Consider the following 23,266-nt stretch of genomic DNA (forward strand, 5'->3'; position numbering starts at 1 on the left):
CACTTTCGCAACGGTGTTGCCAAAGTGCAAGCGTGGCGGACAATGGCAGGCGTGAACAGGACGAACACCGGCGCCGCCCTCCGGGCCCCGCGCAGCCGCAACACCGCGCTCGTGCTCGACCTGCTGCGGGGTGCGGGTGCCGGGGGCATCAGCCGACTGGAACTCGCCGAGCGGACCGGGCTGACCCCGCAGGCCGTCAGCAAGATCACCGGACGGCTGCGGGAGGAGGGCCTCGCGGCGGAGGCGGGACACCGGGCCTCGACAGGCGGCAAGCCGCGGACCGTCCTACGGCTGGTGCCCGGGGCGGGGCACGCGGTGGGCGTCCACCTGGACCGGGACGCGCTGCGGGCGGTACTGGTGGATCTCGCCGGGACGGTGGTGGGCGAGCGGTACGCCGCGCTGGACCTGGGCGCGGGAGCGGAGGCTGTCGTGTCGGCGGTCGCGGGGGAGATCGAGGCGCTGGCGAGGGGGGCGCGGGGCGAGGGCGGGGCGCAGGGTGCCGGATCGGACGCCGGTTCAGGTGCCGGCGGCGACGGGCTCCCGCGCGCCGCGCGGCAGAGAGGCGGGACGGGGGCCGGTTCCCCTGTCGGCAGCCGCGGGGCGGTGGCCCCCGGGCCCGTCGCCAGGGGTGCCGCTGCGCCACCGGCCCGCGCTCTGCAGCCCCCTGGTGATACGCCTTCCGCCCTCGGCGCCCTCCCCTCCCTCCTCGGTCTCGGCGTCGCCCTCCCCGGGCCCCTCGACCACACCCGGGGCGTGCTGCACCGCGTCACCGGCTTCCCCGAGTGGGACGGCTTCCCCCTGCGGGACGCGCTCGCGCGGCGGCTCGGGGTGCCCGTCGTGGTCGACAAGGACACCAACGCGGCCGCGCTGGGGCTCGCGGTCGCGGGGGAGCGCGGGTCGTTCGCGTACCTGCATCTCGGTACGGGCCTCGGCGCCGGACTCGTCATCGGCGGGACCGTGCACCGGGGTGCGCGGACCGGGGCCGGCGAGTTCGGACACCAGGTCGTCCAACTCGACGGGCCGCCCTGCGACTGTGGCGACAGGGGCTGCGTCGAGGCGCTGTGCCTGGCGGCGGTGGCCCGCAGCGACCTCGCCGAAGCGGCACGGGTCCTCGGCATCGCGGCCGGCAACCTCGTCGCCCTGCTCGACATCGACCTGGTCCTGCTGGGCGGCCGTACCGTCGCCACCGCCCCCGACGCGTTCCTGCGCGGGGTCGAAGCCGTCCTCGGTGAACGCGCCCGGCGCACCGGCGAGGAGACGGTCCCGGTCCGCCCCGCGGCCGACGAGGTCGCCGAGGGCGCGGCGCAACTCGTCCTGGCCCCGCTCTTCGGCCGGGCCGACGCCTGACGTCCGCTGATCGAGGGGACTTCCCGGGCCGTACGGAGCGGCATCCCCCGTCGGCCGCGCCCGCCCGGCATGGTCATGTGTTCATGCGACGGTATGTATACGGTTCCACGCCCGCCCTCCTCGGCCTCGCGGCGGCGGCCGCCCTGATTCCGGCGCCCCCCGCGGCAGCCCGCCCGGCTCCCGCCCCCGCCGGCCACTCCTGCGCCCCCACCGGCAGCACCTTCCCCCTCACCACCCGCATCCACGGCGGCCCCGCCACGTACGAGGCCGGTGGCGGCTTCAGGACCTGGTACCTGGATCTGATCAACACGACCCGGCAGACCTGCGACGGCATCCACCCCGTCGTCGTCCTCGTCGACCAGCGGCACGCCCTGAAACCCTCGCAGCCCCGCCTGGAGTTCTACGACGGCCCCCGCACCCGCGCCGTCCGGTTCGAGAGCACCGACCAGGACGAACTCGTCGGGGCGTTCGGTGGCGCGGGGCTCACCGTCGGCTCCGGAAAGACCCTCACCGTGAAGGTGCGGCTCGCGGTCGCCGCGGACGCCGTACCGAACGAGGTGACCGTGAACGCGGCCGTCGTCCAACGGCACGGCGACGACGGCGACTGGGTGGGGCAGTCCAACGACTACCGCTTCGGCATCGGCTCCGCTCCGGGCACCCCGTCCGAAGCCACCCCCACCTCCACCTCCACCTCCACGCCCACCTCCACCTCCACGCCCACCTCCACGCCCACCCCCTCCCCCTCCCCGGAAGGCCTGCCCTTCACGGATGCGGCCGAGGAACTCGCCAGCACCGGCCCCGCCGCGGCCGCCGCCGTCCTAGGGACCGCCGCCCTCCTCCTGGTCACGGCCGGCGCCATCGTCCGGGCCCGCGGTCGCCGCTGACCCCAGAGCCTCCGGTACCTGGCCCCGGTCGGCCATTCCCCAAGATCGGGCCACTGTCTAGGCTGGGGCCGACGCAGCACGGCGTACACGCGTACGGCAGGAGATCCCGCACATGGCAGACCGCAAGCCCATCGATTCGTGGCTCACCGACATGGACGGTGTACTCATCCACGAGGGCGTACCGATCCCCGGCGCCGACGCCTTCCTCAAGAAGCTCCGCGAGTCCGGCAAGCCCTTCCTGGTGCTGACCAACAACTCCATCTACACCCCGCGCGACCTGCACGCCCGCCTGCGCCGCATGGGCCTGGACGTCCCGATCGAGAACATCTGGACCTCCGCCCTGGCCACCGCGCAGTTCCTGGACGACCAGCGGCCCGAGGGGACGGCGTACGTCATCGGCGAGGCGGGTCTGACCACCGCCCTGCACGACATCGGCTACATCCTCACCGACCACGAGCCGGACTACGTCGTCCTCGGCGAGACCCGCACCTACTCCTTCGAGGCCATGACCAAGGCGGTCCGGCTCATCAACGACGGTGCCCGTTTCATCTGCACCAACCCCGACGAGACCGGCCCCTCCGCAGAGGGCGCGCTGCCCGCCACCGGCGCCGTCGCCGCCCTGATCACCAAGGCGACCGGCAAGCAGCCGTACTTCGCGGGCAAGCCCAACCCGCTCATGATGCGCACCGGGCTCAACACCATCGGCGCGCACTCCGAGACCAGCGCGATGATCGGCGACCGCATGGACACCGACGTCCTGGCCGGCATGGAGGCCGGTATGCAGACCTTCCTGGTGCTCACCGGCCTGACCCGGCCCGAGCAGGTCGAGGACTTCCCGTACCGGCCCTCGAAGGTCGTGGACTCGATCGCGGACCTCGTCGACCGGATCTGAGACCCGTCCGGGACTGACCCGAACGGAGCAACGCGGCACCCCCTCGGGATGCGGGCCCGGGGCCCCCGGGAGACTCTCCAGACATCTGGAGGTTCACGATGGGTTCGCTACGTCTCACTCTCTGTACCGCGGTCCTGGCCGTCGCCGCCTTCGCTCCCGCCGCGCAGGCGGCGGACGGGCGCGGCGTCTCGGTGACCCCGTCGACCACCGCCGCCGGCGCCGACCTCACGCTGCGGGTGACCGGCTGCACCGGGCAGACGGCCACCGCCGCCTCGGCCGCGTTCGTCGCGGACGCCCGGCTGACGGGGGCCGGCGGCAGCCTCGCCGGCGAGACCCGTGTCCGCTCCTCGATCGAGCCAGGACCCTACGACGTGAAGATCACCTGCGCCGACATCGAGGTGCAGGGCAGGATCACCGTCGCGGCGACAACGGGCGGCGCGGCCCCGGCGTCCCCCGTCGCCCCCGTCGACGCCGGCGGCGGCTGGACCGCCACCCACCTCTCCGCCATGGAACCCCACGTCATCGAACCCGGCGCCGGGCACGCGGTGACGGGTCTGGTGCTCGCCGGGGTCGCGGCGGTGGCCGTGGTGCTGCGCCGCAGCCGCCGGAGCCGCGGGGCGGAGTGAGCGGCGATGTCCGACCGTTTCTCCGACCCGGAGGGCGGCCGCGCCCGCGTCTCCGGTACCGGACGGCTACTGGCCGGCGTGGCCTGGGCGACGCTGCTGCTCGGGCTGTGGCTGTGGGGGCGCGAGGTCACCGACGTACGGTACGGCCTGTCCGCGCCGACCACCGGTGAGGTGGCCGCGGTCGGGCACCCGCCGGCGGTCGCCGAACTGCCGGCCGCCGCCCGGCCGTTGCCCGGAGCGCGGCCGCAGCGCCTCGACATCCCGGACCTCGGGGTGCAGGCGCCCGTGGTGGCCCGCGGCCTGGACGCCCGGGGCGCCCTCGCCCCACCGCCCTTCGACCAGCCCGGCGTCGTCGGCTGGTACGCGGCCGGCGCGCAACCCGGGGCCGCCGGGACCGCGCTGATGGTGGGACACGTCGACACCGAGACGCGGCCCGCCGTCTTCCACCGGATCAGCGCCCTCAGGCCGGGCGAGACGGTCCGGGTGATCCGCGACGACGGCCGGGTCGCCGAGTTCACCGTCGACGACGTGCGGACCCTCACCCGCGAGCACTTCGACGCCCACCAGGCCTACGGCCCACACGCTCCGGGCCGCGCCGAACTGCGCCTGATCACCTGCGGCGGCACCTTCGACCGGGCGAGCCGCAGCTACTCGGCGAACGTGATCGTCTCGGCGTATCTGACGGGCGGCCGGTAGAACTCGGGGGCAACCCTCGGTGGCCGCCGGATGTCTGAGTGACCGGCGGGGCGAGACACGCTCCGCGGGGAGGGACCCAGGATGATCAACCGCCGACGCAGGGCGGGGGCCGTGCTGACCGCCGTCGCGGCCGTCGTCGCCGCATGGCTGCCCGCGACATCCGCGCAGGCCGCGGACGGGCCGGTCGTGCACATCGAGATGCAGCAGGACAAGATCGCTCTGCCCATGCCACCGAGTCTCGACCCGCCGCAGCTGAGCTGGCTGTTCCACAACGACGGTCCCGGTGTCGCGAAGGACGTCACCATCAGCATTGACCTGAGCGACGTCAAGAGCTGGCTCACCGTCAACGGCAAGCCGGCCGACGACGTCTACACCGGGTCCCCCATCGCGGAGGTTCCCGAAGGCGACTACGCCGGCGGCATCGTGGACATCAACCCCAAGCCCGACACCCCGCTCGGCACCACCGGCACGGTGATCATGAAGGGCACGTCGTCCAACGGGACCGTGGTCTCCACGCCCGTCGAACTGACCGTGGGCTCCGCCGAGTTGACGGTGAACAAGCTGGCGAACCGCAAGGGCGACAAGCCGGGGACCACGATCGAGACGCCGGTCACCATCAGCAACACCGGTTCCGTGGCCGCCGACGGGGTCCAGCTGAAGGTGCTCACCACCCGCGGTCTCGCGTATGCCGACCGGTTCTCCAACTGCGCCTACTCCACGGTCCCCGCGGACCCGTACGGCGGCCCCTCCGAGCAGGCGCTGTGCACCTTCGACACAGTCGTCGAGCCCGGCAAGAGCTACCGGCTGGACCAGCCGCTGGACCTGAAGGTGACCCAGCAGGCCCTCTACGAGTTCGTCCGCCGCGAGGCCCTGCCCCTGTCGGGCGCGAAGGCGCCGTCGGGGAGCGGTCCGAAGCTCTCCCTGGTCGCCGCCGGAGCCGCGGACACCTCCGGCACGGAGGTCGGCAGGCAGTACGTGCTGGCCGACAACTCCGCCGACATGGCCGCGGGCGGCGACACCGCCGAGGGCGCGCCGGGCGACCTGGTGCACGTGGACGTCTCGTTGAGCAACGAGGGCCCGGCCCGCATGGACAACAACGTCAGCGACGACCAGCCGGCGCTGCTGTTCACCGTCCCCACCGGCACCAGGGCCGTGGAGATCCCCAAGCGGTGCAGCGTGTGGCTCCCCGATGTGAAGGCCGGCAGCGGCGAGCAGACCCCCGGCGAGCCGCAGTACGTCTGTCACCCTCAGGAGACCGGGTTCGAGGTCGGGGACACCCGTACCTTCCGCTTCGGCCTGGAGATCCGTGAGGGTGCCGGGACCACCACCGGTGCGGCCAAGGCGACCACGGCGTACGACAGCACCCTGGAGTTCGACGACAACCAGGCCAACAACACCGCGCCCGTCACCGTCGAGGTCGAGGACGCCGACGGCGCCACCCCCTCGCCCACCCCGTCCCCCGCCGCCACGGGGGACGACGGCAACGACGTCAAGACCCAGACGGTCACCGACGCGACCGTGACCGGCACGCTCGCCAGCACGGGCAGCAGCAGTGCGCTGCCCGTCGCCGGCGCGGTGGGCGCGGGCGCGCTGCTGATCGGTGGCGCGCTGGTGTTCTTCGTACGGCGCAGGAAGGCCTGACGCGAGGAGGACTCGGGGCACCTGGCCCGGTCGGCGACCCGCTCCCCCCGAAGTCGCCGACCGGGCTGGTCCTCGACCGCACGCGCGCGGGCTGCGGGAGTAACCCGGCGACGGCGCGGGAGGCCTGGAGGGCCTGGAGGCTCGGTGGTGATGACTGCGGCCAGGGGCTGGGGCCGTATCCCTAGGAGAAGACTCTAGAACGGATGTGCGCCCCGGCCTAGAGGCTGATGGACACCAAGCCCGTGCTCGTGGCACTCCGTCATACGCCCTGGTGAGCCAGGGTTCTACGCGGGTCCGTCAGCGCCTGCGTCGATCTCCCGGCGCAGTCCGGCGTCGTCCGCGACGCCCTCGATGACCGCGCTCGCCACCTGATCCAGGGGCAGCCGGTGCCGTCGCGCGTACTGCCGCAGCGCCATGAACGCCCGGTCGGCGGGGACGCTCCAGCGCTCGGCGAGCATCCCCTTGGCCTGCTCGATGCGGACCCTGCTGGACAGGGCTTCCTGCAACTGACCGGACAGGGTGCGGTACTGGGCGTAGGTGTGACGGTTCTGCAGACCGAGCGCGGCGGCGTCGGCGAGGGCCTGGGCGACATGGAGCTCGGAGGTGACGCCGTCGGCGGGGCCGGTGTCGGGCAGCGTGGGCGCGAACACGTTGAGGGCGCCCAGCAGGTTCTCGCGGCGGCGCAGCGGCACCGCGAACGTCGTCACGATGTCGTGCCGCAGGGCCCGTTCGGTGAAGTCGGGCCAGCGGGCGGCCGCGTGGGCGACCCGTATCGAGATGGGCGGTACGGCCTTTCCCGAGCCGTAACTGTCCAGACAGGGCCCGCCGCCGTGCTGCGCCTCCAGCAGGTCCAGCGCCACCTGCTCGTGCCGGCTGCTCGCGGCCAGCGACACCGACCGGCCGCCGTCGATGAGCATCACCCCGGCCGCCCGGGCGTCGAGCAGCTCCACACAGTGGTCGGACACCCGTTGTAAGTACCGGGTGGCCTCGAAGCCCTCGACGAGGGTGTCCGCCGCCTCCACCAGTGCCGAGGCCAGCCGGATCTCCCTGGTGGCGTACCGCATCGCTGAGCACTCCCCTTCATGGACGAGCGCCCCCGTACGGCGCGCACCTACCCCGACCTTCGGGGCTGTAACAGCTCTTGGACAAGGCTCCGGTGACCTCGTGGGCGGCGCGCCCGGTGTGTCACGATTGAGACTTGCCACAGTGCACCCAGGGGGGAATTGGATGTACGTCAGCAGGGGGGCCAGGAGGGCGGCCCGCGCACGGGCGTCCGCGGCGGTGCTGGGGGCGGCACTGCTGCTCGCCGCGTGCTCGTCCTCGGGAGACGGGGACAAGAAGAGCGAAGGCGACAAGGCCGACGCCGGGATCACCCAGCAGCCCAAGGAGGCAGACCCGTTCTGGGTCAACCCGGACGGCAACGCGGCCAAGCAGGTCGCCTCGTACCTGAAGAGCGGCAAGGACGACGAGGCCGACCAGATCCGCAAGATCGCCCAGCAGCCGACCGGCGAGTGGATCGGCCCGGAGAACCCGGAGCAGGAGGCGCGCGGCTTCACCGAGGCCGCGGACAAGGCCGGCCGTACGGCCCTTCTCGTCCTCTACAACATCCCGCACCGCGACTGCGGCCAGTACTCCCAGGGCGGCGCCGCCGACGGCAACGCCTACCGGACCTGGATCGACGGCGTGGCCGCGGGCATCGGCGACCGCTCGGCGACGGTGATCCTCGAACCGGACGCCGTCCTGCACCTGGTCGACGGCTGCACCAAGGACGAGTTCCACGAGGAGCGCTACGACCTGCTCACCGGCGCCATCGAGAAGCTCACGTCACTGAAGAACACGAAGGTCTACCTGGACGCGGGCAACGCGGGCTGGGGCCACCCGGACCAGATCTTCGAACCCCTCCAGTGGGCCGGCATCGCCAAGGCCGACGGCTTCTCGGTGAACGTCTCCAACTTCTACTCCACCAAGGACTCCATCACCTACGGCAAGCAGCTCTCCTCGAAGGTCGGCGACAAACACTTCGTCATCGACACCAGCCGCAACGGCAACGGCCCGTACAAGGACGGCGACGAGAACGAGCGCTGGTGCAACCCACCAAGCAGGGCCCTGGGTGAGACGCCGACCATAAAGACGGCGGACCCGCTGGTGGACGCCTACCTGTGGGTCAAGCGCCCGGGTGAGTCGGACGGCGAGTGCAAGGGAGGGCCGAAGGCGGGCGAGTGGTGGCCGACCTACGCATTGAAGCTGGCAGAGGCTTCAACGCCCTAGGGGCGCGGGGCTGCGCGACCAGCCACAGCGCTCCCGCACCCGAAGGACGGCCTGCGGGAGCGCTACGGCACCCGAACCCACTGAGCCTTGCTCGGCGTCCCCTGATCGTCATCGACGAACAGCATGTACCACCCCGACTGCACCAGGTTCTTGTTCTCCGGCACCGTCACCTTCACCTTGTCCCCGGAGACCGTGAACTTCAGCTCGATGGACCGCTGATCCACATCGGTCACATGAGTGGACGCGCTGGGCCGGATCAGCCGCACCTTCTTGATCACAGAGGCCTGCGGAGAAGTGAACGTCCCCGAAGCCCCGCGGGCGATCGTCTGTGGCCCCCCGGACAGCGAAGGCCGAGAGTCCCGGTACAGATAGGGCGGCGTGTAGATCTCGATCCGCTGCTCGAAGACCCCCGGCTTCGTGTTCGCCTTGTCGCCGTACAGCGAGTCCGAACCGAAGAACATCACCCGCCCGTCCGGCAGCAGCAGCGACCCGGAGTGGTAGTTGCGCCCCACCAACGGATCGGCCACCGACTCGAACGTGTTCGTGTCCGGGTGATACAGCCGGGCCTGAAGGATGTTGGAGTCACCGCGCCCGCGATAGTCCTCCGACCCCCCGGACACCAGCACCGAGTCGTCGGGAAGGATCGACGCCTGCGGATACCGCGTGCCCTTCTCCAGTGTCGGCCCGTCCACGAACTTCGGGTCGGACGCCTTCATGTCCACGATCCGCGTCCGGTTGCTGGACCGCGCCGACTCGCCGACCCCGCCACCCCCGATCACCATGAACTTCTCGTCCTGTGCCGGAGGCAGCAGCACCGTCCCGGAGGTCTCCATCTCGTTCGCGTCGCTGAGCCCCGGGATCTTCGTGAACTTGTTGCTGTCCACGTCCCAGATGCCCGGCACCCGGCCCACGTTGTCCGGCCCGTAGCCCGCGTTGGACCCCGAGTAGAAGATCTTGCCGTTCTGCATCAGGAACAGCGCGGGGTAGGTCGGGAACTGACGGACCTTCGAGAGGTACGTCCACTTCTTGGTCTTCGGGTCGAAGACCTCGTTCTTGCCCGGCACCAGCTGACCGATGTCGTCGAGCCCGGAGACACTGAGGATCTTTCCGTCGCTCAGGGTCGTGAGCGTCGGATACCAGCGGGCCTCCTTCATCGGGTCGACCTTGATGTACTTCTCGGCGACCGGATCGAACTCGAAGGCGTCCCGGATCCCCTGGAAGTCCTTCTTGTCGAGCGCGAGCTTCTGCGCGATGCCGTACGTGTTGCGCGCGTCCGTCCCGGTGAGCCCCTGGATCCGGTAGTTGTCCTGGGTGCCGGTCTCGTACGTCCGGCCGCTCTTCTGCGCCTCGACGTAGATGCGCCCGAGCCCGGGGTCGTTCCGCAGGAACTTCCCCGTCGCCTTGTCGAAGACCTTCCTGGCCCGCTCGACGACGACCGGGTCCCTGGACACGAAGGTCCTGCCGTTCTCCTTGCCGGTGAACTTGGTGCCCGCGGGCAGGGTGATCGGCCGGTCCGGGTTCTCGTTGTGGACGATCATCAGGCCACCGGCCTTGGTGACGTCACCCTTGAGCTTCTCGTACCGCTTGGTGCCACCGGCGATCAGCAGATTGCCGTTCGCCAACTGCGTGTGGCCCGTGCAGAACAGGTCCTTGGGTGTCGGCACCTTCTTGATCGTGCCCTTGACCGGGTCCCAGATCCGGGTGTCGAACCTCTTCGCGTCGAAGTTGTCCTGGTTGTTGCCCGAACCCGCCACCAGCAGTACCTTCCCGGTGCGCAGCAGCGCCGCGTGGATGGTGTTCTGCCGGTACTTCTCGGGGAACTGGACGATCTCCCACTTGCCGTTCTCGGCTTTGTACTCGGGCTTGTCGATCTGGTACTGGTGGTATTTCTCCGTCCCGAAGCGGTACAGCCACGGGCCGTTCATCCCGGCCAGCGCGAGCACCACCGCCGTGCCGATCGCGAGTCGACGGGCGCGGCGGCGGCCTGCACGGTCGTTCATTCCTTACGTCCCCCAAGTCCACCGAGGGCGATCTGCATGGTCTGGTCGTTGCCCTCGTCATGCGTGTTCGAGTCGGCCCAGGTCGGCTTGTGGGCCGGGGCGTGCTGGGCGGGCAGCGGCTGCGGCTGGTACCGCGCCGGGGCCTGAGCCGGGATCGCCGGCCCGTGGGGCGCTTCGGCGGCCGCGGCGGGCTTCTTCCTCGCCTGTCGCAGCATGTGCCGCCAGGTGAGGATCGGTGTCGCGGTGATCAGCATGGCGAAGGTCGCCCAGGTGATCATCGCGGGGTGCGAGTGCCCGAGGGCGATACCGGCACCGATCGAGCCACCGAAGATCGCGATGAAGTACCAGTGGTAGCGGAAGGTGGCGAACCACCGGTCGGGGCTCGCGGAGTCACCCTTGGGCGTGACCACGAACTTGCTCTTGCGCCGCAGCAGCGAGTCGACCAGCGCCTTCGCGTACAGCGGGGCGGACAGCGCCGACATCACCATGCCCGCGACCCCGCCGGACCCCTCCGGCTCGTGCGGGGAGACGTTGTGCCGGCGGTTCCAGATGTACAGGCCGATCTGGAGCGCGGAGGCGTTGCCGTAGAGCATCAGCCACACGGTCGGGTCGATGTTGACACCCGAGGCGCCCAGGCCCAGGAACAGGGCGCAACTCATGGCCGCGAGAATCCAGTTGAGGGCGGACATCGGGTAGAAGATGATCATCATCGTGTAGTTGAAGAGCTTGCTCGGCGGCAGCGAGTACCAGCCCTTCCAGTACTGCTTGAGGATCGTCTCGTACGTCCCGCGCGACCAGCGCATCTGCTGGGTGAAGAAGTCCGTCCAGGCGCTCGGGCCCTCGCCGACCGCGAGCACGTCCGGGGTGTAGACCGAGCGCCACTTGCGGCCCGTCGCCGGGTTCTTGTGGCGGTGGATCTCGAAGCCGGTGGCCATGTCCTCGGTGATCGAGTCGTACAGGCCGCCGACCTGCTTCAGCGCCTTGATCCGTACGGCGTTGGAGGTGCCCACGAACATCGGGGCGCCGTACTTGTTGCCGGCGCGCTGGATCAGCGCGTGGAAGAGGAACTGCTGGGACTCGGCGGCCTTGGTGACGAAGTTGTCGTAGTTGCCGTAGACCTGCGGGCCGATCACGAAGCCGACGTCCGGGTCGCGGAAGAAGCCGAGCATCCGCTCCAGGTAGTTGGGCAGCGGCACATGGTCGGTGTCCACGGAGGCGAAGAAGTCGTACTGGTCGCCGTGCGCGTCCAGCCAGGCGTTGTAGTTGCCGTGCTTGGTCTTCGCGCGGTGCGGGCCCTTGGGCTGGTTCCACTTCTCGATGCCCTTGCGGGAGAAGTGGTGCACACCGAGCCGGGCGCAGACCTCCTTGACGGCCGGGTCGTCGCCCTCGTCCAGGAGCCAGACATGCATGAGGCCGCGGTGGCGGATCCGCACCGCGGCTTCCAGGGTCTTCGTCACCATCTCCAGCGGCTCCTTGCCGGGCACGAAGGAGGTGAGGAAGGCCACTCTGGTGCCGGTCTCGGGCACCACCGGGACCGGGTCCCGGGCGACCAGGGTGGCGTGCGCGTTGGACAGGACGTTCATGCAGCGGAAGAACTCGATCAGACCGATCGAGACGAGCATGACGATGTCCAGGGCCGGCAGCCACGAGAAGGCCGGGTAGTCCCGCTCGGTCCAGTGCTCGGGCTGGAGCAGCCAGGCCAGCAGCACCAGCGAGAGCAGGGGCGCGGCGGCGAGCATCAGGGCGACCCGGATGCGGTGCGGCTCCTGCGAGATCAGCGAGCGGTACTGCACCTTGTAGGGCCGGCCCGGGTCGGGTTGTGTGAGGGGACCGGCCAGTCTGCTGTAGTGCTCGTAGTCGTACTTCGGAAGGGTCTTCTTTATCCGGCCCAGTGTGCCGGTCCGATGCGAAGGCAGCCTGAGCTGTGTGGTGTCGGACGGGTCGAAATTCTGCCGGGCGCCCGTCGGCGTCGACGTCATGAGTCATCCCCCCACACGCGGACGAGCCGCGTGTCGTCGTTTCCTTACGGCTGCTCCGGTCCCCCTCGACCTTCACAGACGTATCAGTGGTGGGCCGCAGTCACCACAATCTTCATAACACTAGACAGGTAACAGCGACCTTCCGGTTGCAGACGCCCCCCTCGGCGTCCTCCGAAGCGGGGCCCCCTTTCCCCGCAACACCGGCAACCGGCTCCTTGCCCCCCAAGTGCCGCGTATACGCAGCATCTTGAAAACCAGGGTTCTACGGTGCTCATCATGATCGCAAGATGCGAAACGCGGTGTTTACCGGTCATACGCGTTCATTGTGGTTCCTGTGGGGGCCTGGTGGAGTCGTTGCGGACATCCATACGGCCACCGGGCCGGTCCGGTTCACACCCCTCTCACGCAGGGAGGCCCCCGCCTGAGAGAGGTGGCCTTTCGTGTCGGAGTGCGCCGCAAAACAGGGCGGGCCCCCCGCCTGAGCGAGGGGCCCGTCATCGTCTGTGCGCCGCCAGGGACTCGAACCCCGGACCCGCTGATTAAGAGTCAGCTGCTCTAACCAACTGAGCTAGCGGCGCGTGCTGACCTGGGCAACTTTACCCGAACCGGGAGGGTGCTCCGGACCGCCGTACATCATTCGGACCGTCAGCATGCGCGTCCGGGCGACAGTTGAGAAACTGACGAATGTGTACAGTTGCGGACATTTTCACCTGGAGTGTGAGGGGCATCGCATGGAGACTCCGGTATTCGAGGAAGTCGATCCCGCCAGCGACTGCGACTGCCCCGGTTGCGTCCACTGGCGGCGCGTCCTCCCCCGATCGACCGGCGGCCACCCCGCCGCCACCCGGGCCGTGATCCTCGCCGCCGCGGCCTCCACCGCCTTCGGCGCCTTCCACGCGGCCCCCGCCTTCGCCGCCTCCCACGCCCCGGCCCGTCCGGGTGCCCCCGTGGGTGACGAACCCGGCACCCCACAGGGCCACAGGGCCCCGCTGCACGGCCCCGGCGGCAGACCGGCGGTCGCCAAGGCGCCGACCACCACCCGCGCCGAGATCATCCGGCGGGCCAAGCAGTGGGTCACCGCGAGGGTGCCGTACAGCATGTCCGCGTACTGGGGCGACGGCTACCGGCAGGACTGCTCGGGCTTCGTGTCCATGGCCTGGAGCCTGCCGGGCAACGAGTGGACCGGCAGCCTGGGCCAGTACGGGATCAAAATCGCCAAGGACGACCTCCAGCCCGGTGACATCCTGCTCTTCCACAACCCGGACAACCCCGAGCAGGGCTCCCACGTCGTCATCTTCGGTGGCTGGACGGACTACACGCACACCTACTACCTCGCCTACGAGGAGACCCGCCCGTACGCCCGCGAGCAGGTCACCCCGTACGCCTACTGGAGCAACTCGGACCGGTACGTCGCCTACCGGTACAAGGGGCTCGCGGGCCCCGCGGCGGGCGCGGAGCCGGACACCGCCGAGCCGGACAACGGCAAGCCGGAGGCGCCCGAGGCGACGTCCTACCCGGGGGCCGCCTACTTCGGTCCCGGGGCCAACAACAAGTACGTCACCCAGCTCGGCCGCATGCTCGTGAAGCGCGGTGCCGGGCGCTACTACCCCTCCGGTCCCGGCCCCCGCTGGACGGACGCGGACCGCAGGGCCACCCGGGCGTTCCAGCAGGCGCAGGGCCGGCACGGCGAGGACGCGAAAGGGCTGCCCGGGGCGCAGACCTGGACGCTGCTGGTGACCGGCAAGGGCAGGGACATCGAGGAGGCAGGCGGTCGGACGAGGGCAGCGGGCCCGCCGGCGCCCTCCTCGCACGGCGTCCCCGGCTACCCGGGGCGCGCGATGTTCCGGCCCGGCGCGACCAACGAGTACGTCACCCGGCTCGGCAGGCAGCTGGTGAAGAAAGGGTTCGGCAAGTACTACACGACTGGGCCGGGGCCGCGCTGGGGCGAGCCGGACCGGCGGGGCGTCGAGGCCTTCCAGCGCGCCCAGGGCTGGCGGGGCGGCGCGGCGGACGGCTATCCGGGACCGGAGACCTGGCGGCGACTCTTCTCATGACCACCTGTGACATCTGGCGCGGAGGCTGGAGACACACATGAGCACGACCACTTCACACACCCCCGAGTCCGAGGGGCCGTCCCGGTCCGCCCGGCTCATCCAGAACGAGGCGACCACCGAGATCCCGATCCATCTGCTCTTCCGTGACGACCCGGACCCGGTCTCGGTACCGCTGAAGCCCGCGGTGGTGGCACGTCGGCAGGGCACCGGGGAACAACCCCGCCTGCGCAGGCCCGCCCAGGTCACCCCGCGTCCCGCCCCCGACGTCGACCCCGAGCTGGCCGAGCGCCCCGCGCGGGTGCTGCCGGGCTCGGCGGGCGTCCTCGCCGGCACCTGCGGACTGGCCGGGTGCGCGGCCACCTCGTGGTGGGCAGGGCTGCTGCCGCCGCTCGCCCTGGCGGCCCTCAGGATCCCGGCCTTCGCGGGCGCGGGCCTCGGTCCGGCGCAGTGGGCGGCGTACGCCGGAGCCGGTGCCCTCGGCCTGTTCGGCTTCGGCGGACTGGCCCGCGGCCGCACCGGCGGCGCCTGGGTGCTCGGGCTGTTCGGCCGCTACCGGGGGACCGTCCGGCGCACCGGGCTGATGTGGGTCAACCCGCTGCTGCTGCGCCGCCGGGTCGACGTACGGCTGCGGCACTGGCGCGGCGAGCCGATGCCGGCCGCCGACGCGAGCGGGGTGGCGCTCCGGGTCGTCGTCCTGGTGGTGTGGCGGGTGCGGGACACCGCGCGGGCCACGCTCGGCGTCGACGACCACGAGACGTACCTGCGCGAGTGCGTGGAGGCCGCGCTCGCCCGGGTCCCGGTGGAGGCGCCGGGCTCCGGCCGCGGGGCGGTCGACGCGGCGGGGGAGGCGCTGACCCGGCTGGTGGCCGCGGAGACCGCGCCCGTCGGCGTCGAGGTGTTCTCGGTCCAGCCGCTGCGCGTCGAGTACGCCCCCGAGGTGGCCGCCGCGATGCACCGCCGCCGGATCGCCGCGCTGGACGCCCAGCACCGGGCCACCGTGCTGACCTCGGTCGTGGACTCGGTGGAGGACACGGTGACCCGGCTGACCATGCGGGGCCTGGTGGAACTGGACGACTACGAACGCAAGGCGCTGGTGAAGGACTTGACGGTGGCGTTCTGCGCGGGACGGCAGGAAGCGGGCTCGTGATGGGGATGGACATGTTCAAGTAGCGGTAATAGCCTGGTACTTGGTCTAGACCTGCAAGCTCACTGAACTTCCCCCACGTTCCCAGGAGCAGCAGCATGCGCAGAAAGGCCAAGTGGTACGCCACCGCACTCGGACTCACCACCGCCGGCACCCTCGTCCTCTCCACCGGGGGCGCCAGCGGTCACGGCTACACCGACCTCCCCATCAGCAGGCAGAAGCTCTGCCAGAACGGCACCGTGACGAACTGCGGCGACATCCAGTGGGAGCCGCAGAGCGTCGAGGGCCCCAAGGGCTTCCCGGCCGGCGGACCCGCCGACGGCCAGATATGCAACGGCGGCGTGAGCCGCTTCAGCCAGCTCAGCGCGCCGCGGACTCCGTCGGGCACCGCCTGGCCGGCGACCAGGGTGACGGGAGGCCAGAGCTACACCTTCCGCTGGCAGTTCACCGCCATGCACGCCACGACCGACTTCAAGTACTACGTCACCAAGGCGGGCTGGAACCAGAACCACAACCTGACCCGCTCCGACCTCAACCTCACCCCGTTCCTGACCGTCCCCTACAACGGTCAGCGACCCCCCTCCACCCTCTCGCACAGCGGCACCCTGCCGTCCGGGCTCAGCGGACGGCACGTGATCGTCGCGGTGTGGACGATCGCCGACACGGCGAACGCGTTCTACGCCTGCTCGGACGTCACGTTCTGAGCATCGCTTGAGGCAGTCCAGGCGTCCCCCGGGGTAGGTTCCCCCACACGATCACGCGATCGGTGCCTGACCTCGGGGGATCTGCCATGGACGCCTTCTTCTACGTCATTCCCGTCCAGATCATGGCCGTGGTCCTTCTGGCCGCGTACGTGGTGGTGCGGCGCTGGCTGCGGATGCGCAGCGCCTGGCGGAGTGGTCTGACCGCCGAGGGGCGGTGCCTGCGGGTGTATGCGATGGCCCACGGGGGCGGCGACACACGGGTGCGCACCGCGCTGCGTCATGTGTACGAGTTCAGGGCCCGTGACGGCCGGGTCGTCCGTTTCGAGGAGGAGGGCGGTCCGGGGACGATACTCGAGGGCGACATCGTCACCGTCCACTACGCCGACGGCCCGGACGTCGTGGCGACGGCCCGCCCCGGCCGTGGCGGGCACGGGTGTGCCGCCTGCGCGGTGCTCGCCATGGCCGGCGTGGTCGTGCTCGTCTGCGCGGTCGTCATGATCGCCCTGACCGCGACGTCCTAGGCCTCCACATCTGACGGCCCGTCAACTACCGTGCGCCTCCATGGACTCCAAGAGGCGTACGGTCGCGGAGCTCGTCGCCGGGCGGTGGGGTGACCACCGGCCCGGGCTGTGGTTCGAGGGGCGGGCGCTCACCCACCACGAGGTCGCCGCGGGCGCCGCCGCACGCGCGGCACTGCTCACCGACCTGCTGCCGGGTGCCGGGGCCCACATCGGTGTGCTGCTCGACAACACCCCCGAGTACCCGCTGTGGCTGGGCGCCGCCGCCCTCGCCCGCGCGGCGGTCGCCGGGGTCAACCCCACCCGCCGGGGCCCCGAACTGGCCCGCGACATCCTGCACACCGAATGCCGTCTGCTGATCAGCGAGGCGTCCCACCTGCCGTTGCTGCGCGGCCTCGACCTCCCCGGCGTCCGCCTGCTGGTGACCGGCACCGAGGAGTACGACACCCTGCTCGCGCCCTGCGCCGACGCCGAACCGGACGCCTCCCGCGCCACCCCCGACGACCGGCTGCTCCTCTACTTCACCTCCGGCTCGACCGGCGCCCCCAAGGCCGCGCTCTGCTCCCAGGGCCGGCTGGCCGCCGCCGGGCGCTCGCTGGCCGACCAGTTCCGGCTCGGCCCCGAGGGTGTGCACTACGTCTGCATGCCGATGTTCCACGGCAACGCCGTGATCGCCGACTGGGCGCCCGCGCTGGCGAGCGGGGCCGGGGTCGCGCTCCGGCGGCGGTTCTCGGCCTCGGGGTTCCTGGCGGACGTCCGCGCGTACGGGGCGACGTACTTCACCTATGTCGGCCGGGCGATCCAGTACGTCCTGGCCACCGAGGCGCGCGAGGACGACCGGGACAACCCGTTGCGGCTCGGCTTCGGCACCGAGGCGGGGGCCGTGGACGCGGCGGCCTTCGAGCGGCGGTTCGGGGTGCGGCTGGTGGAGGGGTACGGGTCCTCCGAGGGCGGCGCGGCGATCCAGTGGGCGCCCGGGACTCCGCGGGGCGCGGTCGGTCGGGCGGGGCCCGGGCTCGTCGTACTCGATCAGGAGACGGGTCGGGAGTGTCCGCCCGCGCGATTCGACGCGGCCGGGCGGCTGCTGAACGGGGACGAGGCGATAGGGGAGCTGGTGAACAAGGCTCCGAACCCCTTCGAGGGGTACTGGCGCAACCCCGAGGCGGAGGCCGAGCGCCGCCGGGGAGGCTGGTACTGGACCGGCGACCTCTTCTACCGGGACGCCGACGGCCACCTCTACTTCGCGGGCCGTACCGATGACAGCCTCCGCGTCGACAGCGAGAACCTGGCCGCGGCGATGATCGAGAACATCCTCGCGCGCTACGAGGGGGCGGTGGCCGTCGCCGTGTACGCGGTGCCGGATCCGGTCACCGGGGACCAGGTGATGGCGACCGTCGCGGGGACCTTCGATCCGGTGGCCTTCGCGGACTTCCTGGAAGCCCAGCCCGATCTCGGCACGAAGATGGCACCCCGGTTCGTACGGGTGGTGAAGCGGATGCCGGTCACGGCCACGAACAAGATCCACCGGGCGCGGCTCAGGAAGGAGGGCGTGTCCTGCGCGGACCCGGTGTGGTGGCGCCCGCCGGGGTCACTGACATACCAGCGGCTGGAAAACGCGGAAGGGCCTCTCGCTCCCACGAGAGGCCCTTCACCGGTGCGCCGCCAGGGACTCGAACCCCGGACCCGCTGATTAAGAGTCAGCTGCTCTAACCAACTGAGCTAGCGGCGCATGACTCTCGCCCTCCGCCTTCGGCGGCTGGCGACAGGAAAAATACTACCCGGTCCTGAGGGGTGCTTCTGACCACCTGCGGGCGGCCGCTCTCAGATCGCCAGGGACAGCAGCAGCGGGGCTGCGCTCCTGTTCAGGCGGTCCGTCGCCTGGCGGAGCCGGTGGGCCTGGTCGATCGGGAGGGACAGGGCCAGGCAGCCCACCGACGACCCCGCCGTGATCGGCACCGCCGCGCAGACCGTGCCCACCGCGTACTCCTGGAGGTCGAGGTGGGGGACCGTCGGCGGCTGGGCCTCCAGGCGGGAGAGCAGCAGCTTGTCGTTGGTGATGGTCCGCGAGGTGAGGCGGGTCATGCGGTGCCGGGAGAGGTGGTCGCGGCGGCCGTTGTGGTCGAGCTGGCTGAGCAGGCTCTTGCCGAGCGCGGTGGCGTGGGCGGAGGAGCGGAAGTCCACCCACTCGTTGACCGCCGGGGTCGTGGGACCGTCGGCGTACTGGGCGATGGTGACCTCGCCGTCGACGTACCGGCTGATGTAGACGGCCGCGCCGATCGAGTCGCGCAGTTCGTCGAGGGTGCGCTGGAGCTTGTCGCGCAGCGCCTCGTCGCGGTCGTGCGCGGAGGTCAGCCTGGTCAGGGCGTCCCCCGTCACATACGCGCCGTCGGCGACCTGTTCGACGTACCCCTCGCGGCGCAGCATCCTCAGGAGCGCGGTCAGCCGCTCCGGGTCGAGGCCGGTGGTGCTGGCGAGTTCGGCGTCGGTGACTCCGGCGGTGTGCCGCGCCACGGTCTCCAGGACGCGCAGTGCGTCCTGGGCCGAGTGGTACGGCGCGGTCGGCTCGATCCTCACGGTGACACACCTCGCATGGAAGAGTTGAGCACGTGGGTCTTCGGCCGGGGGTCCGGGGGTTGTCCCCCGGGATAGCACAGCAGCGCCACGGTGTTCCCCCTGCGCTCGCTCGGTCGCACTACTACTGGGCCGTAATCCAGACAGCGATCCCCTCCACGATAACCGGCAAAAGGCTTGTAGTGAGCGGCTGTTGACGAGATTCCGCCCCCGGACCGGGCCCTCTCAGCAGGGGCGCTGACACGCTGGCATATGCCAGAGACATGACCCGGGTCCGGGACCTCGAAGATTGAACACTGTTCACTTCTGGTGGGTCAGAGGACCGCGCTCAGAAATTCCCGGGTGCGGTCCTTCTCGGGGTCGCTGAAGATCTTCTCCGGCGGACCCGACTCGATGATGCGGCCGGAGTCGAACATCAGGACCTGGTCGGAGATGTCCCGGGCGAAGTTCATCTCGTGGGTCACGCAGAGCATCGTGATGTCGGTGGTGCGGGCGATGTCCCGCAGCACGTCGAGGACGCCGGCGACCAGTTCCGGGTCGAGCGCCGAGGTGACCTCGTCGAGCAGCAGCACCCGCGGCCGCATGGCCAGCGCCCGCGCGATCGCCACCCGCTGCTGCTGCCCGCCGGACAGCTGGGTCGGCCGGGCGCCGGCCTTGTCGGCAAGACCCACCAGGTCGAGCAGCTCACGCGCGCGTGCCTCCGCCTCGTCCTTCGGCAGGCCGAGCACGGTGACGGGCGCCTCGGTGATGTTCCTGAGGACCGACATGTTCGGGAACAGGTTGAACTGCTGGAAGACCATCCCGATCTTCTTCCGCACCTCGCGGAGCTGCTTCTCCGCCGCCGGGAACAGCTTCTCGCCGTCGACGGAGACCGTGCCCTCGTCGGGCTTGGTCAGCGTCATCAGCATCCGCAGGATCGTGGTCTTGCCGGACCCGGAGGGACCGATCAGCGTCACGTGCTTGCCGGAGTCGACGGAGAAGTTCAGCCGGTCCAGGACCGTGTTCGATCCGAACCGCTTGGTCACGTTCTCGAAGCGGATGAGCTCGCTGCCGTCCACCGGCGGGTTGGTGTTGGCGTCGGGTTCCTTCATGAGAGGGGTGTCAGCGGACAAGACGTCGCTCCAGGGATCGCAGAAGAAGGGAGGCCAGATAGGAGATGACGACGAAGGCCACGCCGATCACGGTCAGGGGCTCGGTGAACTGGAAGTGCTGCTGCGAGTACAGCCGCGCCTGGCCGAGCATCTCCAGGACCGTGATCACCATCAGCAGCGGCGTGTCCTTGAGCATCGAGATCACGTAGTTGCCGAGGGCCGGCACGACCCGGCGGATCGCCTGCGGCAGGATCACCACCTGCCAGGTCCGCACCCGCGGCAGGTTCAGCGCCGTCGCCGCCTCCCACTGGCCGGCGGGCACCGCCTCGATACCGGCGCGGTAGACCTGCATGGTGTACGTCGAGTAGTGCAGCCCGATCCCGATGACACCGGTGGCCAGCGCCGAGAGGGTCACACCCCACTCGGGCAGCACATAGAAGAGGAAGAACAGCTGGACCAGCAGCGGGGTGTTGCGCACGAACTCCGTGACCACCCCGACCGGCCAGCGCACGAACCGCGACGGCGCGCGCATCAGCAGCGCCCACACCAGGCCGAGCGCGAAGGAGATCAGCGAGCCGAGCGCGAGGGCCTGCAGGGTGACCAGCAGTCCGTCCCAGAACTGCGGCATGAAGTCGCTTACGGCACTCCAGTCCCAGGTCATCCGACACCACCTCCGACAGGCTGGGGCACCTGGACCTCACGCGTGGGTTCCTTGCCGACCCCCGCCTTGAGCTTCTTCTCCAGACCGCGCATCAAGCGGGTGAGGAGGAACGCGATCACGAAGTAGATGAGCAGCAGATATGTGTAGATCCCGGCGCTCTCCTGGAGGGCGAGCCGCACCAGGTTGCCGCTGAACGCCAGGTCGCCCATGCCCATCACGGACACCAGCGCGGTGCCCTTGAGCAGTTCGATCAGCAGGTTGGAGAACGGCGGGATCATCTCCGGCACCGCCTGCGGCAGCAGGATCAGCCGCATCCGCTGCCAGGGCGTGAAGCTCAGCGCGATCCCGCCCTCCTGCTGGGCCGGGTCGACCGCCTTGAGCGCCCCGCGCACGATCTCGGAGCCGTACGCCCCGTAGGTCAGTCCGAGCGCGAGCGTGCCCGCCCACATCGGGACCAGCTGCCAGCCGAAGGCCGGGGGCAGCACGAAGAACACCCAGAAGATCATCACCAGCGCCGAGGTCCCGCGGAACACCTCGGTGTAGAAGCCCGCGAGGAAGCGGACGATCCACAGCCGGTGGGTGCGCGCGACGCCGACCACGAAGGACACGGCGGCGGCGAGCAGCGAGCTGAAGACCAGCAGCTGTACGGTCGTCCAGATGCCCCGGAGGACCAGTTCCCAGAGTCCGGTTGTCATCCGCCGCAGAGCTCCTTCGCGGTCAGGTCCGTCATCTCGGCCTGGGTGAAGCCGAAGGGCCTGAGGATCCTCAGCACCTCGCCGCTCTTCTTCAGCTTGTGCAGCTCGACGTTGAAGGCGTCCCGCAGATTCGTCTCGGTCGGCCGGAACGCGAAGGCTCCGCCGTCGATGTGCGGCTTGCCGTCCACGATCGCGGAGAACGGCTTGGTCGCCTCCGCCTTGCTGGACTTCTGCACCACCGCACGGGTGGTGACGGCGGTCCCGGCGAACACGTCGACGCGGCCGGCCTCCACGGCGTTCAGCCCCGCCACCTGGTCCGGGACGAGCAGGATGTCGCTCCGCTTGTACCCCGCGTCGATGACGTAATCGATCTGCGCGTTCCCCGTCGCGGTGCTGAACCGCGCCTTCTTCTTGACGACGTCCTGGTAATTGTGCAGGCCCAGCGGATTCCCCTTCCGTACGACGAAGGAGTCCTGGATCTGGTAATCGGGGTCGGCGAAGATGACCTGCTCGCAGCGCTCGGGGGTCACATACATCCCGGCGGCCACGACATCGAACTGCTGTGACGTGAGCCCCGGAATGAGCGAGCCGAACTCGGTCGGCACGGGCTGCACCCGGTCCACCCCGAGCCGCTTGAATATGACCTTCGCCAGTTCGGGCGCCTCGCCGGTCAGTTCGCCGTTCTTGTCGATGTACCCGAAGGGGATCTCACCGGCGATTCCCAGCCGTACGACACCTGCCGCCCGCAGCCGGTCGAGCAGTTCACCGCCGCCCGTGGTGGAGGCGGTGGCCACGCGTGAGCAGCCCGCGGCGCCCAGGGCACCGAGCGCCGCCACCCCCGCGAGCAGCGATCGGCGGGTGGTCCCGGATATGTGTTCGCCATGTTCCAGTGGTGGAGCCATGGCGGCGCGGCTACCCGACCGGATGCGACTTATGCGGATCGATTTGAGCCCCGTTCCGCATGGAGGCCCTCTTGACCGGCGGGGGACCATGGAATGCATGGCTGACCGCTACATCGAAGTATCGCTGGTCAAGCGGGGAATCACCGCCAGGGCGAAGCTCCTCGACGATCGGGCGCCGATCACCTGCGCCGCCGTATGGGATGCCCTCCCGCTCGCCGGTGACGTCTATCACGCGAAGTACGCACGCAATGAGATCTACGCCCTTTTCCCGCCTTTCGCGGAAACGGAACCACCCCTGGAAAATCCGACAGTCACCCCGATTCCCGGAGATCTCTGCTATTTCTCCTTCGCGGGCACCGAACTCGGCACCAAGTCCTACGGCTACGACCGCGAGGTCCGCGCGGGCACGACCGTCGTCGACCTGGCCCTGTTCTACGAACGCAACAACCTGCTCCTGAACGCCGACGTGGGCTGGGTGCCGGGGATCGTGTGGGGCCAGGTGGTGGACGGCCTGGACACCCTGGCCGAGGGCTGCAACGACCTCTGGCGCTCGGGCGCCCTCGGCGAGAGCCTCCGTTTCAGCCGGGCCTAGC

The 23,266-nt window shown here is 70.4% G+C and carries 21 protein-coding genes and 2 tRNA genes; 13 read left to right on the plus strand and 10 right to left on the minus strand.

Features of this window, described 5'->3' with window-relative positions; all coding sequences use genetic code 11:
• Positions 1–42 precede the first annotated feature (42 nt).
• From ABZT02_RS27985 to ABZT02_RS28010, 6 genes are all read left to right on the plus strand, one after another.
• On the plus strand, positions 43–1,347 hold the full coding sequence (locus ABZT02_RS27985) for an ROK family transcriptional regulator (protein ID WP_356021976.1): 1,305 nt from the start codon (positions 43–45) through the stop codon (positions 1,345–1,347).
• Between the two features lie 83 nt (positions 1,348–1,430).
• Complete coding sequence (locus ABZT02_RS27990) at positions 1,431–2,231, plus strand: hypothetical protein (RefSeq protein WP_356021977.1); 801 nt, start codon at positions 1,431–1,433, stop codon at positions 2,229–2,231.
• A gap of 112 nt (positions 2,232–2,343) precedes the next feature.
• On the plus strand, positions 2,344–3,123 hold the full coding sequence (locus ABZT02_RS27995; protein ID WP_007382293.1) for an HAD-IIA family hydrolase: 780 nt from the start codon (positions 2,344–2,346) through the stop codon (positions 3,121–3,123).
• Positions 3,124–3,221: 98 nt separating this feature from the next.
• A complete protein-coding gene (locus ABZT02_RS28000; protein ID WP_356021979.1) occupies positions 3,222–3,749 on the plus strand; it encodes a hypothetical protein in 528 nt (175 codons plus the stop codon).
• Between the two features lie 6 nt (positions 3,750–3,755).
• On the plus strand, positions 3,756–4,445 hold the full coding sequence (locus tag ABZT02_RS28005) for a class F sortase (protein ID WP_356021981.1): 690 nt from the start codon (positions 3,756–3,758) through the stop codon (positions 4,443–4,445).
• An 81-nt stretch (positions 4,446–4,526) separates the two neighbouring features.
• Positions 4,527–6,086: an LPXTG cell wall anchor domain-containing protein gene (locus ABZT02_RS28010; RefSeq protein ID WP_356021983.1), complete on the plus strand. Its 1,560-nt coding sequence runs from the start codon at positions 4,527–4,529 to the stop codon at positions 6,084–6,086.
• A gap of 284 nt (positions 6,087–6,370) precedes the next feature.
• Here the strand turns inward: ABZT02_RS28010 and ABZT02_RS28015 are convergent, their stop codons facing one another.
• On the minus strand, positions 6,371–7,150 hold the full coding sequence (locus tag ABZT02_RS28015) for a GAF and ANTAR domain-containing protein (protein ID WP_356021985.1): 780 nt from the start codon (positions 7,148–7,150) through the stop codon (positions 6,371–6,373).
• A gap of 163 nt (positions 7,151–7,313) precedes the next feature.
• Between ABZT02_RS28015 and ABZT02_RS28020 the strand changes: the two genes are divergently transcribed.
• Entirely contained in the window at positions 7,314–8,354 is a 1,041-nt protein-coding gene (locus ABZT02_RS28020; protein WP_356021987.1) for a glycoside hydrolase family 6 protein, read from the plus strand.
• A gap of 62 nt (positions 8,355–8,416) precedes the next feature.
• Here the strand turns inward: ABZT02_RS28020 and ABZT02_RS28025 are convergent, their stop codons facing one another.
• The 3 genes from ABZT02_RS28025 to ABZT02_RS28035 form a co-directional block, all read right to left on the minus strand.
• Positions 8,417–10,354 (minus strand): kelch motif-containing protein, encoded by a 1,938-nt coding sequence (locus ABZT02_RS28025; protein WP_356021989.1) that lies wholly within the window; start codon positions 10,352–10,354, stop codon positions 8,417–8,419.
• On the minus strand, positions 10,351–12,333 hold the full coding sequence (locus ABZT02_RS28030; protein ID WP_356021991.1) for a glycosyltransferase family 2 protein: 1,983 nt from the start codon (positions 12,331–12,333) through the stop codon (positions 10,351–10,353). The genes ABZT02_RS28025 and ABZT02_RS28030 overlap by 4 nt, the downstream gene beginning before the upstream one ends.
• Before the next feature lie 504 nt (positions 12,334–12,837).
• Positions 12,838–12,911: transfer RNA gene (locus tag ABZT02_RS28035), tRNA-Lys, on the minus strand.
• A gap of 153 nt (positions 12,912–13,064) precedes the next feature.
• On the opposite strand from ABZT02_RS28035, the gene ABZT02_RS28040 reads away from it, so the two are divergent.
• The 5 genes from ABZT02_RS28040 to ABZT02_RS28060 all read left to right on the plus strand — a co-directional run bounded on the left by ABZT02_RS28040 (position 13,065) and on the right by ABZT02_RS28060 (position 18,443).
• On the plus strand, positions 13,065–14,387 hold the full coding sequence (locus ABZT02_RS28040) for a peptidoglycan-binding protein (protein WP_356021993.1): 1,323 nt from the start codon (positions 13,065–13,067) through the stop codon (positions 14,385–14,387).
• A gap of 37 nt (positions 14,388–14,424) precedes the next feature.
• Positions 14,425–15,534, plus strand: a complete 1,110-nt coding sequence (locus ABZT02_RS28045) for an SPFH domain-containing protein (protein ID WP_356021995.1) — start codon at positions 14,425–14,427, stop codon at positions 15,532–15,534.
• Between the two features lie 95 nt (positions 15,535–15,629).
• Positions 15,630–16,235, plus strand: coding sequence for a lytic polysaccharide monooxygenase (locus ABZT02_RS28050; protein ID WP_356021997.1), 606 nt, complete (start codon positions 15,630–15,632; stop codon positions 16,233–16,235).
• A gap of 86 nt (positions 16,236–16,321) precedes the next feature.
• Entirely contained in the window at positions 16,322–16,756 is a 435-nt protein-coding gene (locus ABZT02_RS28055) for a hypothetical protein (protein ID WP_356021999.1), read from the plus strand.
• Positions 16,757–16,796: 40 nt separating this feature from the next.
• A complete protein-coding gene (locus ABZT02_RS28060; RefSeq protein ID WP_356022001.1) occupies positions 16,797–18,443 on the plus strand; it encodes an AMP-binding protein in 1,647 nt (548 codons plus the stop codon).
• Here the strand turns inward: ABZT02_RS28060 and ABZT02_RS28065 are convergent.
• The 6 genes from ABZT02_RS28065 to ehuB all read right to left on the minus strand — a co-directional run bounded on the left by ABZT02_RS28065 (position 18,409) and on the right by ehuB (position 22,673).
• Positions 18,409–18,482: transfer RNA gene (locus ABZT02_RS28065), tRNA-Lys, on the minus strand. The two genes, ABZT02_RS28060 and ABZT02_RS28065, sit on opposite strands and share 35 nt — an antisense overlap.
• A gap of 92 nt (positions 18,483–18,574) precedes the next feature.
• Entirely contained in the window at positions 18,575–19,327 is a 753-nt protein-coding gene (locus tag ABZT02_RS28070) for an IclR family transcriptional regulator C-terminal domain-containing protein (protein WP_356022003.1), read from the minus strand.
• Between the two features lie 311 nt (positions 19,328–19,638).
• Positions 19,639–20,415: an ectoine/hydroxyectoine ABC transporter ATP-binding protein EhuA gene (gene ehuA, locus ABZT02_RS28075; RefSeq protein ID WP_356022005.1), complete on the minus strand. Its 777-nt coding sequence runs from the start codon at positions 20,413–20,415 to the stop codon at positions 19,639–19,641.
• Between the two features lie 10 nt (positions 20,416–20,425).
• Positions 20,426–21,076 (minus strand): ectoine/hydroxyectoine ABC transporter permease subunit EhuD, encoded by a 651-nt coding sequence (ehuD, locus tag ABZT02_RS28080; RefSeq protein ID WP_356022007.1) that lies wholly within the window; start codon positions 21,074–21,076, stop codon positions 20,426–20,428.
• Positions 21,073–21,771 carry an ectoine/hydroxyectoine ABC transporter permease subunit EhuC gene (gene ehuC / locus ABZT02_RS28085; protein WP_356022010.1) on the minus strand — a complete coding sequence of 233 codons (699 nt, stop codon included), beginning with the start codon at positions 21,769–21,771 and terminating at the stop codon, positions 21,073–21,075. Before ehuC ends, ehuD begins: the two co-directional genes overlap by 4 nt.
• Entirely contained in the window at positions 21,768–22,673 is a 906-nt protein-coding gene (gene ehuB, locus ABZT02_RS28090) for an ectoine/hydroxyectoine ABC transporter substrate-binding protein EhuB (RefSeq protein ID WP_356022012.1), read from the minus strand. Before ehuB ends, ehuC begins: the two co-directional genes overlap by 4 nt.
• 97 nt (positions 22,674–22,770) lie before the next feature.
• On the opposite strand from ehuB, the gene ABZT02_RS28095 reads away from it, so the two are divergent.
• On the plus strand, positions 22,771–23,265 hold the full coding sequence (locus tag ABZT02_RS28095) for a DUF3830 family protein (protein ID WP_356022014.1): 495 nt from the start codon (positions 22,771–22,773) through the stop codon (positions 23,263–23,265).
• The last annotated feature ends 1 nt before the right edge of the window (position 23,266 follow it).

The organism is Streptomyces sp. NPDC005402, assembly GCF_040606575.1.
Classification (GTDB): domain Bacteria; phylum Actinomycetota; class Actinomycetes; order Streptomycetales; family Streptomycetaceae; genus Streptomyces.

Excerpts from the sequence above, each read along its gene's own strand:
- ABZT02_RS28015 (WP_356021985.1), bottom strand. The coding sequence starts at position 7,150 with ATGCGGTACGCCACCAGGGAGATCCGGCTGGCCTCGGCACTGGTGGAG.
- ABZT02_RS27985 (WP_356021976.1), top strand. The coding sequence starts at position 43 with ATGGCAGGCGTGAACAGGACGAACACCGGCGCCGCCCTCCGGGCCCCG.
- ABZT02_RS28045 (WP_356021995.1), top strand. The coding sequence starts at position 14,425 with ATGAGCACGACCACTTCACACACCCCCGAGTCCGAGGGGCCGTCCCGG.
- ABZT02_RS28010 (WP_356021983.1), top strand. The coding sequence starts at position 4,527 with ATGATCAACCGCCGACGCAGGGCGGGGGCCGTGCTGACCGCCGTCGCG.
- ABZT02_RS28050 (WP_356021997.1), top strand. The coding sequence starts at position 15,630 with ATGCGCAGAAAGGCCAAGTGGTACGCCACCGCACTCGGACTCACCACC.
- ABZT02_RS28000 (WP_356021979.1), top strand. The coding sequence starts at position 3,222 with ATGGGTTCGCTACGTCTCACTCTCTGTACCGCGGTCCTGGCCGTCGCC.
- ehuD (WP_356022007.1), bottom strand. The coding sequence starts at position 21,076 with ATGACCTGGGACTGGAGTGCCGTAAGCGACTTCATGCCGCAGTTCTGG.
- ABZT02_RS27990 (WP_356021977.1), top strand. The coding sequence starts at position 1,431 with ATGCGACGGTATGTATACGGTTCCACGCCCGCCCTCCTCGGCCTCGCG.
- ABZT02_RS28005 (WP_356021981.1), top strand. The coding sequence starts at position 3,756 with ATGTCCGACCGTTTCTCCGACCCGGAGGGCGGCCGCGCCCGCGTCTCC.
- ehuC (WP_356022010.1), bottom strand. The coding sequence starts at position 21,771 with ATGACAACCGGACTCTGGGAACTGGTCCTCCGGGGCATCTGGACGACC.
- ABZT02_RS27995 (WP_007382293.1), top strand. The coding sequence starts at position 2,344 with ATGGCAGACCGCAAGCCCATCGATTCGTGGCTCACCGACATGGACGGT.
- ehuB (WP_356022012.1), bottom strand. The coding sequence starts at position 22,673 with ATGGCTCCACCACTGGAACATGGCGAACACATATCCGGGACCACCCGC.
- ehuA (WP_356022005.1), bottom strand. The coding sequence starts at position 20,415 with ATGAAGGAACCCGACGCCAACACCAACCCGCCGGTGGACGGCAGCGAG.
- ABZT02_RS28055 (WP_356021999.1), top strand. The coding sequence starts at position 16,322 with ATGGACGCCTTCTTCTACGTCATTCCCGTCCAGATCATGGCCGTGGTC.
- ABZT02_RS28040 (WP_356021993.1), top strand. The coding sequence starts at position 13,065 with ATGGAGACTCCGGTATTCGAGGAAGTCGATCCCGCCAGCGACTGCGAC.
- ABZT02_RS28060 (WP_356022001.1), top strand. The coding sequence starts at position 16,797 with ATGGACTCCAAGAGGCGTACGGTCGCGGAGCTCGTCGCCGGGCGGTGG.
- ABZT02_RS28025 (WP_356021989.1), bottom strand. The coding sequence starts at position 10,354 with ATGAACGACCGTGCAGGCCGCCGCCGCGCCCGTCGACTCGCGATCGGC.
- ABZT02_RS28020 (WP_356021987.1), top strand. The coding sequence starts at position 7,314 with ATGTACGTCAGCAGGGGGGCCAGGAGGGCGGCCCGCGCACGGGCGTCC.
- ABZT02_RS28030 (WP_356021991.1), bottom strand. The coding sequence starts at position 12,333 with ATGACGTCGACGCCGACGGGCGCCCGGCAGAATTTCGACCCGTCCGAC.
- ABZT02_RS28095 (WP_356022014.1), top strand. The coding sequence starts at position 22,771 with ATGGCTGACCGCTACATCGAAGTATCGCTGGTCAAGCGGGGAATCACC.